The organism is Thermodesulfovibrio sp. TK500a (assembly GCF_055381765.1).
The window spans coordinates 475,014-489,798 of sequence record NZ_AP041606.1 but is presented as its reverse complement, the minus strand read 5'-3'; the positions used below and the strand labels follow the sequence as shown (position 1 = coordinate 489,798).

Genomic DNA, 14,785 nt, shown 5'->3' with positions numbered 1-14,785 from the left:
AGCCTTTAAACCAGAAAGGAGGAGAAGGCAATGTTTGACATTGAAGAAGTAGAAAGACCTGTAGCAAAGATTAAAGTAATAGGAGTAGGTGGAGCAGGAACCAATGCAGTAAATACCATGATTTCTTCGGGAGTTTATGGCGTTGAGTTCATAGCAGTAAATACAGATATACAACATCTTGAGATATCTTTGGCGCCTGTTAAAGTGCAGATAGGAAAGGAATTAACCCGAGGTCTTGGAGCAGGTTCAGAACCTGAGCTCGGCAAAAAAGCAGCTTTAGAGGACAGAGACACCCTTATGTCATGTATTGAAGGGTCTGACCTGATTTTTATCACCGCTGGAATGGGTGGTGGCACAGGAACAGGAGCAGCACCTGTTATTGCATCTTTAGCTAAAGATTTAGGAATTCTTACAGTAGCTGTAGTGACCAAGCCCTTCTACTTTGAAGGGAAAAAGAGACTTCATAATGCCGTTGTAGGAGCCAAAGAGCTTAAAAAATATGTTGACACCATAATAGTTATTCCTAATGACAGAATTCATCTTGTTGTGGAGAAAGGAACGCCACTTGTTAAATCCTTTGCTATAGCTAATGACATTTTAAGACAGGCTGTTCAGGGTATATCAGACTTAATACTAAGCCCCGGTTTCATAAACAGAGATTTTGCCGATGTAAAGACTATCATTGAAAAGTCAGGCAAGGCAGTTATTGGGCTTGGAACATGTCTTAAAGAAGAAGGTGCTCGAGAAGCTGCAAGAAAAGCCATAAACAACCCTCTACTTGAGGAGAGTTCTATAGAGGGTGCAAAGAGAATACTGATTAACATAACCGGTGGTTTTGACCTTACTCTTGATGATGTCCAGGAGATTGCTGGAACTGTTTATGATGTAGCTCATGAAGAGGCAAACATAATATTCGGAACAGTAATAAAACCTGACATTGAAAATGAAATACATGTAACAGTAATTGCGACAGGTTTTGAGGATAAACAGGAGGATATTGAAATTTCTAAGGCAGAAAAATGGATGCCTAAAAATGCTAACTCGACCTTAAAAATGACCAGGCGGATAATATCAAAAGATATAAACTCCCTTTCCTCTTGTGCCAATGAAAATCCATTGAATATGGAAAAACAACAACAGAGTAACTTGTTGACAGGTTCTCACGATTCTACAGAAGACTTAAAGAATAAAACTAAGACCCCTGAAATATCAAGGAGCGAACTTGACGAACTTGAAAGGACAGAAAAGAAAGCGGAGATTAAAAACCATATTTCCGAGGCGTTACAGTTGTCTGAAAGTGAACAAAAGGGAGAAGTCAGGTTTATTAAAGAACCTAACAAAGAAATTCCTGAGGATATAGAGGATGAACTGGACATTCCCGCTTATTTGAGGAAGAAATACCGTATATTGGATGAGAAAAATACTTGATAAAATTGACACCCTACTGAAAAAAGAAAAGGGAACAATAAGAAAAGAGCATGGTGGAAAAATAAAGGTATGCCTTATTTATCCAAACATATATCAGGTCGGTATAAGCAATTTAGGCTTTCAGACTGTTTATAGACTTTTTAATAACCGAAAAGATGTTGTATGCGAAAGAAGTTTTCTTCCTGCAAAGGATGAGATTGAAGAGTACAGAAAAGGATTTCCGTTAATTTCCTTTGAATCTAAAAAGCCCCTTTATGAATTTGATATTCTGGCGTTTAGTATTTGCTTTGAAAATGACCTTCCTGAGATAATTAAAATTTTAGAAATTGCAAAAATTCCATTCAGAAGAAGAGACAGAGATTTTAACTCTCCTCTTTTGATTGCAGGAGGCGTGTTGTGTTTTTCCAATCCAGAACCGTTAGCTGAAATTTTTGATATAATACTCATCGGCGAGGCAGAAGAGCTTTTAGAACCCTTTATTGATAATTACAAAAAAGTGAAAGAAGCTTCCTATGAAGAAGATTTCAAGGAGAATTTAAAGAGAGAGATAATAAAATTTCAGGGTTTCTATGTTCCCGAAGCTTACAGGGAAATATATGATTTTTCGGGCAATATAGTAGGCAGGGAAGTTTTATGGTTCAATGTTCCTGAAAAAATAAAGAGAGTTTACTGCAAAAATCTATCAGAAAATCTCAGTTTTTCTCAAATAATTACTTCTGAAGCAGTTTTTTCCAATAAATATCTTATTGAAGCAATGCGAGGATGTCCTTTTAGTTGTAGATTTTGTCTGGTTGGTAAGATTTATAGCCCTACAAGAAAAGCTTCAATTGATGCATTGAAATCAAGGCTTTCGAATATTCCCTCTGAGACTTGCTCAGTAGGCTTGATAGCTCCCTCTCTTACGGCATACAGGGAGTTGGTTGAACTTTTAGAGACTCCATTAGTCGAGCTTTCCTTTACTTCATTGAGGGCTGATAGGGCTACTCTTGATTCGATTGATTACCTTTCAAGAATGAAGACTGTTACAATAGCGCCAGAGGCTGGTTCTGAGAGACTAAGAAAGATAATAAAAAAGGGAATTTCTGAAAAAGACCTTCTGAATGTGGCAAGCAGACTTTCTAACACGGAAGTTCAGAATTTAAAACTCTACTTCATGATAGGTTTGCCATTTGAAAAAGATGAGGATGTGGAAGATATAAAAAAGCTTATTGAGAAGGTTCGAGGAGTATTTTTTAGGAGAATAACGGCAAGTATAAGCATATTTGTTCCAAAGCCTTTCACTCCCTTTCAGTGGCATGGAATGGAGACTTATGAGGTAATTACGGAGAAATTAAAAAAGATAAAAAAAGATACACTTCAGATAAAGGGTTTTAAGTTGTTTCATGAAGTTCCAAAATATTCATACTTACAGGGCTATTTAGCCAGGGCTGACAGAAGGGCAGTTGAGATTTTAGAGCGATTATCTAAAGGCGAAAAAAATGGAGAACTTTGGGAAAAAATAAAAAAAGAAGCTTGCCAAATAAAGTCTTTAAGCCAATTTTTGCCATGGGATTTCATTGAGCATGAAGGTATAAAAAAGGAAGTCCTATGGGATGAATATGAGAGAGCTAAAGCTGAAGCCTTTCAAACTGATAACACTTAAAAAGGTCTGGTGACCCTTCTTTGCCAGATAGCTTTTGTGCCCTGTAACGACATCCACCTATACATTCTTGGATATAAGGACAATTGAGATTAATGCACTCAAGATTTTTCAGAAGAAAATGTTTTTTTCGTGCCCATATTTTTTCAAGCCCTTCTTTGATATTACCCAGCGGAGAGCTTTCAAAAAAGGAGCAGTAAGCTGCTTTTCCATCTGCTGAGACAGATAAAAGATGTGCTCCGCAAGCATAACCTTCTGCACGAGGATGTTCTTCCTTTGAAAATCCATATCTTCTCATTATCTTTCCAGCAACGGAGGGGTGAACCCATAAGTCAGTGTTTAATTCAAGATTACCAGTAATTGTGAGAGCATCTACTGTCCAGTCTCTTATGCTCAAGCCCTTTAGCAATTCTTCGATTTTATTGAATTCGTCAATATTGTTTTTATGAATTACAGTTGCCACAGAGACTTCAAAGCCAAAGTCAATAGACCTTCTAATAGCGCTGAGAGTTTTTTCGAATGTTCCCTTTCCTCTAAGACTCTCATGTCCATCTTTCAAGCCGTCAAGGCTTATCTGAATTTCATGGACATGAAGCTTTTTAAGCCACTTATCTGTGAGAAGCAATCCGTTAGTAAAGAGGACTTTTCTAATAGCGAGCTCCTTTAAAAAACCGTTAATCCTATCAAAATGAGGATGTAAAAGGGGTTCTCCACCAGTAATTAACACTCTAAGTCCCTGCATATCTTCAAATTCTCTGAGAATTTTTTTTGTTTCTTCAACTGAGAGGTCAACATTCAAGCATTCTCCTACGAAGCAGTGTTTGCATCGGAGATTACATCTCTTTGTTATCTGAAGTTCAAGGTATCTCAAAGATGGGATTGGTGATTGTCTTATTTTTGGCAAAAGTCTCGCTGTAGGTTCCTTTGTTACTATGCCTTCACTGATAGCTACTTCAAGTAAATCCCTGATTTTTCCATCTTTTTCTTTGTCAAATGAGTTTAAGGAGGATAAGTCTCTAATGGCTAATTTAGAAAGGAAATTAAAAGCCCGTTCATCAAGACAGTAAAGCGCATCGGTTTTTATGTTATATACAGCGGGAAATTCAATGAGTTTAAGGTAGAAATCTTCTGCCAAATAAAAATCAGACAATTTCATGAATTTCCATTCTTTCTGGAACAGTGCAGTTTAATCCGAATTTTTCCTCAATGCTTTGTTTGAAATTTTCTATGACACTTTCCTCACCGTGTATAAGGAATACTTTAGGTTTGCTATCTATACTTCCAAGCCACTGGTGAAGTTCCTGCTGGTCAGCATGGGCTGAAAATCCACCGATTGTATATATTTTGGCTTTAACTGGTATCATCTTGCCAAGTATTGGAACGGATTTTTCTCCGTCAACAATTTTTCTTCCCAGCGTGCCTTTCGCCTGAAATCCTACAATTATGACACTACATTCCTCTCTATCTATGTTGTGATATAGATGATAGATAACTCTACCACCCTGACACATTCCACTTCCTGCAATTATTACAGCGCCTGACTTGATTTGATTAAGTTTTTTTGATTCCTCAACGGATTTTACAAAGTGTAGTTTAATGGCAGTTTTTTTATGATTTCTCAATTCGTTTAACGCTTCATCATCAAAAACTTCTGGATGGGAGATGTATATTCTTGTTGCTTCCTCTGCAAGGGGGCTGTCAAGATATACGTCTAAAGGCTCAATCAAGCCCTGCCTTACACTGCGATTGAGAATATAGAGTAAATCTTGAGTTCGTCCTACAGCAAAGGCGGGAATGACAACATTGCCACCTCTTTTAAAAGTGTCTTTTATTGCCTGTAATAGTTCGTCTATACTCTGAGCAAGGGACTTGTGAAGTCTATTGCCATAGGTTGATTCAAGAATAAGATAGTCTGCTTTTTGTGGAGGAACAGGGTCTCTAAGGATTGGATATCCTGTTCTTCCTAAATCCCCTGAAAACACAACGGTCTTTCCATTTACATTAAGCTCTACCGTAGCAGAACCAAGAATATGGCCTGCATCAAAAAATCTTATAGTCATGCCGTTAAATTTTAACTCTTTGCCATAGCTTAGAGTCTCGGTCTGTCTTAATGCTCGGTTAATATTGTCTTCATCATAGAGAGGTTGTTTATACTGCTCATTTTTTTGAACTTTTAGAGCATCGAAAAGCATAATTCCAAGAAGGTCTTTTGTTGCTGGTGTTGTGAGTATTTTCCCACGATAACCTTCTTTAAAAAGCTTGGGCACTAAGGCAGAATGGTCAAGATGGGCATGTGTAAGAATCATGAGGTCGATTTTGCGAGGATTAAAAGGAAAGGGTTCATAATTGAGAAATTCTTTTTCGTCTTCTTGAAAAAGACCGCAATCTATGAGGATATTACTACCGTTGGCAGAGAAAAGAAAACAAGAGCCTGTAACAGTTTTCGTTGCACCGAAAAACTGAACTTTCATGCAACAATAATAACATAAAGTGATATAATAATTCATGATTTATCTTGATTACAACGCTACAACTCCAATTGAACCAAGGGTAAAAGAAGAAATGATAAGAATTCTCGATGAATTTGGAAATCCTTCGAGTGCTCATAAATTTGGCAGAAAAGCAAGGCAGTTAGTTGAAGAGTCAAGGTATAAAGTTGCAAAACTTCTCGGGGCTCAACCGCAGGAGATAGTTTTTACGTCGGGAGGAACCGAGTCAAATAATCTTGCTATTTTTGGGAGGGCTTTGTGTTTTGAAAGAGGGCACATCATAACCTCTTGCATTGAACACCCTGCCACTTTGAATCCCTGCAGACAGCTTCAGAGAATGGGTTATGATGTTACCTATCTACCTGTAAACTCTCAGGGAGTTTTAGACCCCGATGACCTTAGGAGAGCCATCAGAAAAGACACTATTCTTGTAAGTATAATGCACTCAAACAATGAAACAGGTGTGTTACAGCCAATTAAAGAGATTGGGGAAATCTTGAGAGAGAGAGAAATTCCTTTTCATACAGACTGTGCGCAAAGCATTGGAAAAATTCCCGTTTCAGTTTCTGAGTTGAATGTTACGATGGTTTCTCTTGCGGGACATAAATTTTATGCTCCCAAAGGCATAGGTGCACTTTATGTTAAAGAAGGTTTTATTATAAAACCAATTATGTTCGGTGGAGGTCATGAGAGAGGGGTAAGGCCAGGCACAGAGAATGTTCCATACATTGCAGCCTTTGCAAAAGCCTGTGAGATTATAAATTGTGAATTTGATGAAATAGAAAAGCATTTAAGAGCTATAACAGATATTATTTGGGAGAGATTGTCAAGAATAGAAAGAGTAAAGCTTAACGGACAGGGAACTCCAAGACTTCCTAATACACTAAACATATCAATCAGTGATATCAAGGCAGAACAATTTGTAAAACGCTTAGATGGAAGAATAGCCATATCAGCTGGTTCTGCCTGTCATTCTGGAGTGGAAAAACCTAGTCATGTCTTGGTTGCAATGGGATTAACAGAAAAAGAGGCTTTGTCCTCAATAAGAATCAGCACTGGCAAGTTCAACACAGTCGAAGAAATTAAAGAGGCATCAGAAATCATCGAGGAAGAAATTAAAAATAGTTTTTAGTTTAAAGCAAGAACTGTTTCAAGTTAAAATAAATATGTGAAGCGAGCATTAATCTACTCAATAATCTTTCATCTCCTTCTTTTTGTACTTTTGAACTTTTTACAGTCTTATTTCAAATCAGGCACAAAGAAGGAAGAACCAATATCTGTTCTAATATTACCTGTTAAGCCAGAAATAAAGGAATTGCCCAAGAAAAAACAACCCCTTCCACCTCGAACAGTTGAAAGGTTGCCTCCCATAAGGCAACAAAGACAGCCGAGGGATTTGTCTTCTATTCCAAAAGGAAATGAGGGACAAGAGAAAAGGGAGACAAAGGAAGAAAAAAATCCATTGGAACAGCTGAAAAGAGAAAACCATTTTACCCAAATAAAACCTCATCAAAAGACAGACATTTTTGACAGAGATGTTATAGCCAAGTTTTCAAGTAAAAAAAGTGACAGTAATAAGTCAGATACTTCTCAGGGAATTACCTTTTCTGCAAAAGAGTTTAATGATTGGGGATATCTGGAAAGACTTAAGGAAAAGATAGAAAGAGTCTGGCATTACCCACCACAAGCTGCACAGAGAGGAATTTTTGGTGACCTATACATAAAGTTCACAATTGACAGAAGGGGCAATCTTGTGTCAGTAGAGCTTTTAAGAACCTCCGGCTACCGAATGCTTGATGAAGCAGCAATGAGGGCCTTGAAAGATGCTCAACCTTTCTGGCCTCTTCCAGAGGATTGGCAGAGAGATAGCTTAACTATAACGGGTCACTTTATCTATACACTGCAAGGTTTTTATTTGAGATAAAACAATAGGTTTTATGTTAATATTTAAATAGTTCAATAGGAGGCAAAAATGCTTGTTCAGTTCAGCATAGTGCCTTTAGGAGTTGGGGTTAGTCTAAGTTCCTATGTGGCAAAGGTTATAAAAATAGTTGAAAACAGTGGTATTCCCTATAAACTTCATGCTATGGGAACTATTGTCGAGGGCGAATGGGATGAAGTTATGGATTTGATAAAGAGATGTAGAGAGGCTCTTTTGGAGGATACGGATAGGATACTGATAGAGATAAAGATTGATGACCGTAAACACAGCCACAATAGAATTGAGGGAAAAGTTGCCTCTGTAGAGGAAAAATTGGGAAAGAGGGTTAATAGATGATTTCGCCAGAAAAAATCTATGTAGCAATTGATTTCAAACAAAACACAGATACGGTTCTTTCCTATGCTTTGTGGCTTTCTAAAGTTACAGATTGTAATAAAATTACACTTTTTCACATCATGGAGTATACTCTAACTCCTCCTGCCTATTTAATGCCTTACATTAACAGAGAAAAAAATAAAATAGAGGAAAATTTCAAAGTTCTCATCTCAAGGCTTGCGAATTATCAGATAAATGTGGATTATAAAATTTTACTTGGAAGACTCGTTGAAAGTATTAAAGAGACTGTAACCGATAATTCAATTGCCGTTATAGGATACAAATCTCACATTACAAGACCTTCAACTTCTGAAAGAATTCTCAAGGGAATGAAAATACCTACTTTGATTGTTAAGGAAAAAATTTTTAATGAAATTAATCCCCATGCCATTGAAATAAAGAAAATAGTCTGTCCCGTTGATTTTTCTGATGTTTCTTTGCGAGCATTAGATTTTGCAAAGGAGATATCTGAGAAATCTGGTAGTAAATTGCACGTAATTCACGTAATTCCAGAACAGAAAATAAGAGGAATAATTGAAGAAGAAGAACAGGTAAAGCAATACTTGAGTGAATTAAAGGCAGAAGCGGAAGAAAAGCTGGGCAAAATGGCGGATAACTTTACCTATGAAGTTTTGGCTGGTTTGCCTGCCGAAGAAATAATCAAGGGTCTATCAGATGCTGATTTGACTGTTATAGGTTCAAAAGGAAGGTCTTACAGTGAGGCTTTTCTCATAGGTAGTGTTGCAGAGGCTGTCATAAAAAATGCAAAAAAACCCATATTGCTTGTTCATTAGAAATGGCAGGAAGGGTAATTTCAATAAATATAAGCAACTCAAAGGGAAAATCAAAATCGCCTGTAAATGAGGCAATTGTTATTGCAAATTGGGGAATAAAAGGCGATGCTCATGGAGGCTCTCATTGGCATAGGCAGATAAGTCTACTGGCCGTTGAAAGTATTGAGAAGATGAGGAATAACGGATTAAGGCTAAGTTATGGAGATTTCGCAGAAAACATTACCACTGAAGGAATAAATTTATCTGAAATTGAACTCGGCAAACACCTTAAAATCGGAGAAGTAATCATTGAAATAACTCAGCATGGAAAGAGATGTCACAGTAAATGTAATATTTTTAAGACAATTGGAGATTGTATAATGCCCAAGGAAGGTGTTTTTGCCAGAGTGATTAAAGGTGGTCTAATAAAAGTAGGAGACGAAATAGAGATACTATGAAATACAGAGTCTCTATAATTACTGTGTCAGATAAAGGTTCAAAAGGAGAAAGAGAGGATTTAAGCGGTAAAGTCATTGCAGAAATGTTGAGTTCATGGGCAGAAGTAGTTTCATACAGAATTGTGCCTGATGAGAAGGAAATTATAAAAATTGCGATTAATGAAGAATTGGAAAAGGCAGATTTAATTTTAACAAATGGAGGAACGGGCTTACATCCGAGAGATGTTACTCCTGATGCTACCCTTGAAATTATTGATAAACAGATTCCCGGAATTGCAGAGGCCATGAGGTTAGAAGGCCTAAAAAAGACCAAGACTGCCATGCTTTCAAGAGCAGTGGCAGGCATAAAGGGACGGACTTTAATAATAAATCTACCGGGAAGTCCAAAGGCAGTAAGAGAGTCTCTCGAGGCAATAATGGATGCTCTCCCACATGCCATTGACAAAATAAAGGGAGACCCTTCAGAGTGTAGTAGATGACCGAAATTAACTTGGCTGCCGCTTTTTTAGGTGGAATTTTAAGTTTTTTTTCGCCATGTATTTTACCCTTGTTGCCTGTTTATGTTTCTCTATTTTCAGGCCTTTCATCGACTGAATTGTCTCTTGGCAAGTCTCGTTTTCGGATTTTCATTCACACTCTGATTTTCATTGCCGGTTTCTCTACAGTATATGTTGCTCTGGGAGCGAGCAGTTCATTTATCGGAGTGATTTTCCTTGAATATCAGGATTATCTAAGAATCGCAGCGGGAATTTTACTAATTCTTTTCGGTATTCTTCTTGTAGGTTTGATAAAGTCAGGCTTTTTTTTAAGAGAATTCAGGTTGAACATAAAAGTTCAGAAGTTTGGAACACCATTAGGTGCTTTTTTCATAGGATTAGGTTTTGCCGCAGGATGGTCTCCATGTATCGGACCTGTTCTTGGTAGCATTCTCATATATTCAAGCATGAGCGGAAGTGTGTTGGATGGAATGAAAATGCTCGGTGCATACTCTCTTGGAATGGCAATTCCCTTTTTATTCACTTCTTTAATAATAAATTCGGCGATGCAGTATCTGAGGAAATCTATGAAAGTCTTTAGACTAATTAATTACTTCATAGGAGCATCTTTAATAATACTTGGCTTTATGATGATTTGTGGCCTCTCGATTGTTTGAATTTTTGAGATTTTTCTCTATATAATACTCCAAATAAAGCTCTTCTGGAGGTATTATGAACCAGCTTTACGATTTCAAGATAATCGAGAAAAAATGGCAGAAAGAATGGCTTGAAAATAGAATTTTTGAAGTAGATGAGGACGAGGGAAAAGATAAATTCTATTGCCTGGAGATGTTTCCCTATCCGAGTGGAAAAATCCACATGGGACACGTCAGAAATTACGCTATAGGCGATGTAATCGCCCGATACAAAAGAATGAAAGGCTACAAAGTCCTTCATCCTATGGGTTGGGATGCCTTTGGTCTTCCCGCTGAGAATGCTGCTATAAAACATGGTGTTCATCCAGCTAAATGGACCTATGACAACATTGAATATATGAAAAAACAACTTATAAGGCTCGGTTTAAGTTACGACTGGAGACGGGAGGTAACCACCTGTAGTCCCGATTACTACAGATGGAATCAGTGGATATTTCTCAAACTATATGAAAAAGGACTTGCCTACAGGAAAGCATCCTTTGTTAACTGGTGTCCATCGTGTGCTACAGTGCTTGCCAATGAACAGGTAATAGACGGGCTTTGTTGGAGGTGTGAATCACAAGTAGAGCAGAAAGAGCTCGAACAGTGGTTTTTAAAAATAACGGCTTATGCAGAAGAGTTACTTCGTTCTTGTGATAAACTTAATGGTTGGCCAGAGAAAGTGCTTACAATGCAGCGCAACTGGATTGGAAAGAGTGAGGGCGTAGAGGTTGACTTTCCCATAGTTGGTATGAATGAGAGTTTGAGAATTTTCACTACAAGACCTGATACAATCTTTGGTGTAACCTTTATGTGCATATCGGCAGAGCATCCTCTTTCAGAGAAACTATGCGAAGACAAAGAATCTTTAAGGAGGATAAGACAGCTTCAGAGAGAACCAGACATAAAGGAGGGTATTTTTACAGGTAAATATGCTATAAATCCTCTAAATGAAGAGAGAATTCCCATATGGATAGCGAATTTTGTCTTAATGGAGTATGGAACGGGTGCTATAATGAGTGTTCCCGCCCACGACCAGAGAGATTTTGAGTTTGCATTAAAATATAAAATTCCCCTAAAGGTTGTCATAAAACCACAGGATAAAGAACTTGTAGAACCTTTACAAGAAGCCTATGAGGGCGATGGAGTAATGGTGAACTCTGGAGAGTTTTCGGGACTTTCATCTACTGAAGGCAAAAGAGCTGTAGCTGATTTCATAGAAAAAAAAGGAATAGGTAGAAAAACAGTTAACTACAGACTTCGCGACTGGGGAATCTCAAGGCAACGATACTGGGGAACACCAATACCTATAATTTACTGTGATAAATGCGGGATTGTTCCTGTCCCAGAAAAAGACTTGCCCGTGCTTTTACCTGAAAATGTCAATCTTACAGGAAAGGGTGAATCGCCACTTAAATATGTAGATGAGTTTTACAATACAAAATGCCCTACATGTCAATCTCCTGCCCGTAGAGAGACAGACACGATGGATACATTTGTTGACTCATCATGGTATTTCATAAGGTATTGCTCTCTAAATAAAGAAGAGGCTTTTCACAGAGAAAAAATTAAATACTGGATGCCTGTAGACCAGTATATCGGAGGAATTGAGCATGCGGTGCTACATCTGCTTTATGCAAGATTTTTTACAAAGGTGCTTAGAGATTTAAATATAGTGTCTTTTGATGAGCCTTTTGAAAGACTTTTAACGCAGGGAATGGTTTGTATGGAGTCTTATAAATGTCCTGACCATGAGTGGCTCTTTCCAAAGGAGGTTGAAGAGGGTAAATGCATTTATTGTGGAAAAGCCGTGCACATTGGAAGAGTTGAAAAAATGTCGAAATCAAAGAAAAATATCATAGACCCCGATGAAATGATAGAAAGTTACGGGACAGATACGGTAAGAGTTTTTACCCTTTTTGCAGCTCCTCCGGAGAAAGACCTCGAGTGGTCTTCTCAAGGCGTTGAGGGAGCTCACAGATTTTTAAAAAGAGTATACGCTCTTGTGTACAAAAATCACAAATGGCTAAGGGACACAGCTTTAATTTCTCCTCATGAACCCATACAAGAAGTTCAGACATCTTCAATTTTGAACCTCATTCACAGAACAATAAAAAGAGTAACCTTGGATATAGAAAAGGAATATCAGTTTAATACAGCAATTGCAAGACTGATGGAATTTGTCAATGAAATCTACTCTTATGAGCCAAAAACAGAGACTGAAAGGAAAGCATTTAAGTTTGCCATAAGAAATTTTTTGATACTCCTCAGTCCCTTTGCTCCGCATATTGCCGAAGAATTGTGGAGAGCTATTGGTGAGGAAGGATATATTCTAAACGAACCTTGGCCTTCCTATGATGAAGAGCTTGCAAGAGAACATACAGTTGAACTCGTGGTGCAGATAAATGGCAAAGTAAGGTCAAAGATAATGATTCCTCAAGGCATGACTGATGAGCAGATAAAAAACATAGCACTCGATGATGAAAAAATAAAGTCCTGGTTAGATGGAAAGGAGATAATCAAGGTTATTACAGTAAAGGGCAAACTGATAAATATAGTCGTCAAGGAATAACAAATTGTTTCTTCCTCTTCTCTCTTGCCAAGGGATTGACAAAGTTCATATTAATTGATACAATTCAAACAAATAAAAAAACGGAGGATTGAAAATGACGAAAGGTTTATTGTTAACTGTGCTTTCTCTGGTGTTTTTAATTTCAGCCTGTTCTAAAAAAGCAGAGGGGCCTAACATGAAGGAAGGTAAATGGGAGATAACTGTTCAGATGGAAGCAACTGGAAAGATGCCTTTTCAGATGCCTCCTCAGACTTTCACACAGTGTATAACAAAAGACAAATTTGTGCCAGAGAAAGTGGATGCAAAAAATCAGCAATGTAAAACTATTAAACAGGAATTTAAGGGTGATACAGTTTCTTGGTTAACAGAATGTCAAACTCCCGATGGAAAATTAATCACCGAGGGAACAATAACTTACAAGGGTACAACCTTTGATGGTGTTAGCAAAATTAAACACGGAGGAATGGAGATTACGCAGAAAATGAATGGTAAATGGATTGGTGAATGTAAATAGCTAACTTTAAGAAAAAAGTCATTTAAGTAAGAACTCATTAGACTGTATTTTTATTGGCCTTTTGATTAAAAGATATTATGTTGATAAGAACTTTTTAAAGGATAAGTAAAATGATAACTCCAGTTTTACTGAGTATTGCGTTCTCATTCCTACCCTGCAATAAAAATTTATCCAATAAATATTGGTATAGAATTAAAGAACAAGGGTATGTGTATGAGCCTGTTATATGTAACTCAGAATTCTTCAAATATGAACAGGTCTTATATTTATGCGTAGAGCTTTTATCTAAAAATTTTGAGGGGGATTTAAAAGAGATGTAAAACAGGAGGAAATTGTGATTAGACGAAGATTGGTTTTAATTTTTTTAATGTTTTTTATAATTACTCCCTCAATAGCCTTTTCTGAAAAGATAAACTGCAAAGAAGCGTTAAATAAATGTAGAAAAGAAAACGAAGAATGGTATAAAATGCGTGCTATTTTCTGTCAGTATTCAAGGACAGAATACTTTTCAGAACTTTGTAGGTCCGCAGGAGAGAACTCTTCTAAGTGTATTGAGCAACATATAGACAGATGTAAGAAAGAGTATTTAGAAGATTACCGTCAATCTATCAAAGCTTGTGATTCGATGAATAGGAAGTGTAAAAAGGGAGATATTTTTGGAATAATAACCTGTCAGATAAATTATGATGAAAGCAAACGCAAATCTACCAACTTATATAGATTTGGTAATACCTTTGTGATGATAAGCGGTTTTTGGAAATTTCAAAGGGAGGAATCAAACAGGCTTTATGAGAATTACAGACCCGATGAATTATGGATTAGCCTTAGTTTTGCCGAAGAACGCAGGAATAATCTGCCGAATAAAGGTTGTCCGAAGCTTATATCCTATTATCAAGGAGGCTTAAGCAGGATTTTTACAATTGACAGAAAATTTGATTTAACCATGCATCCCTTAGGAAGATTCATAAAAAACTTTGATTTCTCAAAAGAATTGGAGTTAACAAATGAGAACAAGAAAGAACTGGCTAAAAATAGAGGATTTTATAGCGTTTACAAAAATGGAACTTTAATATCAATTGATGGAAAAGAACAAGTAGGAACCAACTTTCCTGAGTGTAACAAATACAGAAATGACAGTATAAATATCATAATTGGTGGGTTTAGTATCAGGGATATTATAAAGAAAGGCTCAAAAATGGAGGGCTTTAAATCAGTTGAATTATCGTCAATCCCTCCTTTTAATCCATCTATGGAGTTGTCCTGTGGATATGATTACTTTCAAGAACGGACATTAAGATGTCCTGAGGGAGGATGTGAGGGAAAAACCAACATAAAGTGGAAGTTTTATGAGATAAACTGATTAGAGAAATAATAAGAGCTGGCATACAGAAGGATGAATAAAAGATTATTTTTGTTTTATTCTT

General features: G+C 37.0%; 14 protein-coding genes. 12 read left to right on the top strand and 2 right to left on the bottom strand.

Going from position 1 to position 14,785, the window contains the following annotated elements; genetic code table 11:
* Positions 1-30: 30 nt before the first annotated feature.
* On the top strand, positions 31-1,428 hold the full coding sequence (gene ftsZ, locus ACZ430_RS02565; RefSeq protein ID WP_297209044.1) for a cell division protein FtsZ: 1,398 nt from the start codon (positions 31-33) through the stop codon (positions 1,426-1,428).
* Positions 1,412-3,070 carry a radical SAM protein gene (locus ACZ430_RS02560; RefSeq protein WP_297209045.1) on the top strand — a complete coding sequence of 553 codons (1,659 nt, stop codon included), beginning with the start codon at positions 1,412-1,414 and terminating at the stop codon, positions 3,068-3,070. Before ftsZ ends, ACZ430_RS02560 begins: the two co-directional genes overlap by 17 nt.
* Here ACZ430_RS02560 and ACZ430_RS02555 read toward each other — a convergent pair.
* The gene (locus tag ACZ430_RS02555; protein WP_297209048.1) at positions 3,036-4,223 is read right to left on the bottom strand and encodes a radical SAM/SPASM domain-containing protein; all 1,188 of its coding nucleotides are present in this window, start codon (positions 4,221-4,223) and stop codon (positions 3,036-3,038) included. The two genes, ACZ430_RS02560 and ACZ430_RS02555, sit on opposite strands and share 35 nt — an antisense overlap.
* The gene (locus ACZ430_RS02550) at positions 4,210-5,538 is read right to left on the bottom strand and encodes an MBL fold metallo-hydrolase RNA specificity domain-containing protein (protein WP_297209051.1); all 1,329 of its coding nucleotides are present in this window, start codon (positions 5,536-5,538) and stop codon (positions 4,210-4,212) included. The genes ACZ430_RS02555 and ACZ430_RS02550 overlap by 14 nt, the downstream gene beginning before the upstream one ends.
* Before the next feature lie 34 nt (positions 5,539-5,572).
* On the opposite strand from ACZ430_RS02550, the gene ACZ430_RS02545 reads away from it, so the two are divergent.
* From ACZ430_RS02545 to ACZ430_RS02500, 10 genes are all read left to right on the top strand, one after another.
* The gene (locus ACZ430_RS02545) at positions 5,573-6,688 is read left to right on the top strand and encodes a cysteine desulfurase family protein (protein WP_297209054.1); all 1,116 of its coding nucleotides are present in this window, start codon (positions 5,573-5,575) and stop codon (positions 6,686-6,688) included.
* Positions 6,689-6,724: 36 nt separating this feature from the next.
* Positions 6,725-7,480: an energy transducer TonB gene (locus ACZ430_RS02540; protein WP_297209057.1), complete on the top strand. Its 756-nt coding sequence runs from the start codon at positions 6,725-6,727 to the stop codon at positions 7,478-7,480.
* 48 nt (positions 7,481-7,528) lie between these two features.
* Complete coding sequence (locus ACZ430_RS02535; RefSeq protein ID WP_297209060.1) at positions 7,529-7,834, top strand: MTH1187 family thiamine-binding protein; 306 nt, start codon at positions 7,529-7,531, stop codon at positions 7,832-7,834.
* Complete coding sequence (locus ACZ430_RS02530) at positions 7,831-8,667, top strand: universal stress protein (RefSeq protein ID WP_297209063.1); 837 nt, start codon at positions 7,831-7,833, stop codon at positions 8,665-8,667. Before ACZ430_RS02535 ends, ACZ430_RS02530 begins: the two co-directional genes overlap by 4 nt.
* Before the next feature lie 2 nt (positions 8,668-8,669).
* Positions 8,670-9,104, top strand: a complete 435-nt coding sequence (locus ACZ430_RS02525; RefSeq protein ID WP_297209066.1) for an MOSC domain-containing protein — start codon at positions 8,670-8,672, stop codon at positions 9,102-9,104.
* The gene (locus ACZ430_RS02520; protein WP_297209069.1) at positions 9,101-9,583 is read left to right on the top strand and encodes a MogA/MoaB family molybdenum cofactor biosynthesis protein; all 483 of its coding nucleotides are present in this window, start codon (positions 9,101-9,103) and stop codon (positions 9,581-9,583) included. The genes ACZ430_RS02525 and ACZ430_RS02520 overlap by 4 nt, the downstream gene beginning before the upstream one ends.
* On the top strand, positions 9,580-10,257 hold the full coding sequence (locus ACZ430_RS02515; RefSeq protein WP_440871035.1) for a cytochrome c biogenesis CcdA family protein: 678 nt from the start codon (positions 9,580-9,582) through the stop codon (positions 10,255-10,257). Before ACZ430_RS02520 ends, ACZ430_RS02515 begins: the two co-directional genes overlap by 4 nt.
* Positions 10,258-10,312: 55 nt before the next feature.
* Complete coding sequence (gene leuS / locus ACZ430_RS02510; RefSeq protein ID WP_297211762.1) at positions 10,313-12,847, top strand: leucine--tRNA ligase; 2,535 nt, start codon at positions 10,313-10,315, stop codon at positions 12,845-12,847.
* Positions 12,848-12,941: 94 nt separating this feature from the next.
* A complete protein-coding gene (locus ACZ430_RS02505) occupies positions 12,942-13,361 on the top strand; it encodes a DUF3617 domain-containing protein (protein WP_297211760.1) in 420 nt (139 codons plus the stop codon).
* A 334-nt stretch (positions 13,362-13,695) separates the two neighbouring features.
* The gene (locus ACZ430_RS02500) at positions 13,696-14,721 is read left to right on the top strand and encodes a hypothetical protein (RefSeq protein ID WP_297211757.1); all 1,026 of its coding nucleotides are present in this window, start codon (positions 13,696-13,698) and stop codon (positions 14,719-14,721) included.
* Positions 14,722-14,785: the final 64 nt, after the last annotated feature.

What these genes read in the sequence shown, in the direction of transcription:
- ACZ430_RS02560 (WP_297209045.1), top strand. Translation starts at nt 1,412, where the DNA reads ATGAGAAAAATACTTGATAAAATTGACACCCTACTGAAAAAAGAAAAG.
- ACZ430_RS02505 (WP_297211760.1), top strand. Translation starts at nt 12,942, where the DNA reads ATGACGAAAGGTTTATTGTTAACTGTGCTTTCTCTGGTGTTTTTAATT.
- ACZ430_RS02535 (WP_297209060.1), top strand. Translation starts at nt 7,529, where the DNA reads ATGCTTGTTCAGTTCAGCATAGTGCCTTTAGGAGTTGGGGTTAGTCTA.
- ACZ430_RS02555 (WP_297209048.1), bottom strand. Translation starts at nt 4,223, where the DNA reads ATGAAATTGTCTGATTTTTATTTGGCAGAAGATTTCTACCTTAAACTC.
- leuS (WP_297211762.1), top strand. Translation starts at nt 10,313, where the DNA reads ATGAACCAGCTTTACGATTTCAAGATAATCGAGAAAAAATGGCAGAAA.
- ACZ430_RS02545 (WP_297209054.1), top strand. Translation starts at nt 5,573, where the DNA reads ATGATTTATCTTGATTACAACGCTACAACTCCAATTGAACCAAGGGTA.
- ACZ430_RS02530 (WP_297209063.1), top strand. Translation starts at nt 7,831, where the DNA reads ATGATTTCGCCAGAAAAAATCTATGTAGCAATTGATTTCAAACAAAAC.
- ACZ430_RS02520 (WP_297209069.1), top strand. Translation starts at nt 9,101, where the DNA reads ATGAAATACAGAGTCTCTATAATTACTGTGTCAGATAAAGGTTCAAAA.
- ftsZ (WP_297209044.1), top strand. Translation starts at nt 31, where the DNA reads ATGTTTGACATTGAAGAAGTAGAAAGACCTGTAGCAAAGATTAAAGTA.
- ACZ430_RS02525 (WP_297209066.1), top strand. Translation starts at nt 8,670, where the DNA reads ATGGCAGGAAGGGTAATTTCAATAAATATAAGCAACTCAAAGGGAAAA.
- ACZ430_RS02550 (WP_297209051.1), bottom strand. Translation starts at nt 5,538, where the DNA reads ATGAAAGTTCAGTTTTTCGGTGCAACGAAAACTGTTACAGGCTCTTGT.
- ACZ430_RS02515 (WP_440871035.1), top strand. Translation starts at nt 9,580, where the DNA reads ATGACCGAAATTAACTTGGCTGCCGCTTTTTTAGGTGGAATTTTAAGT.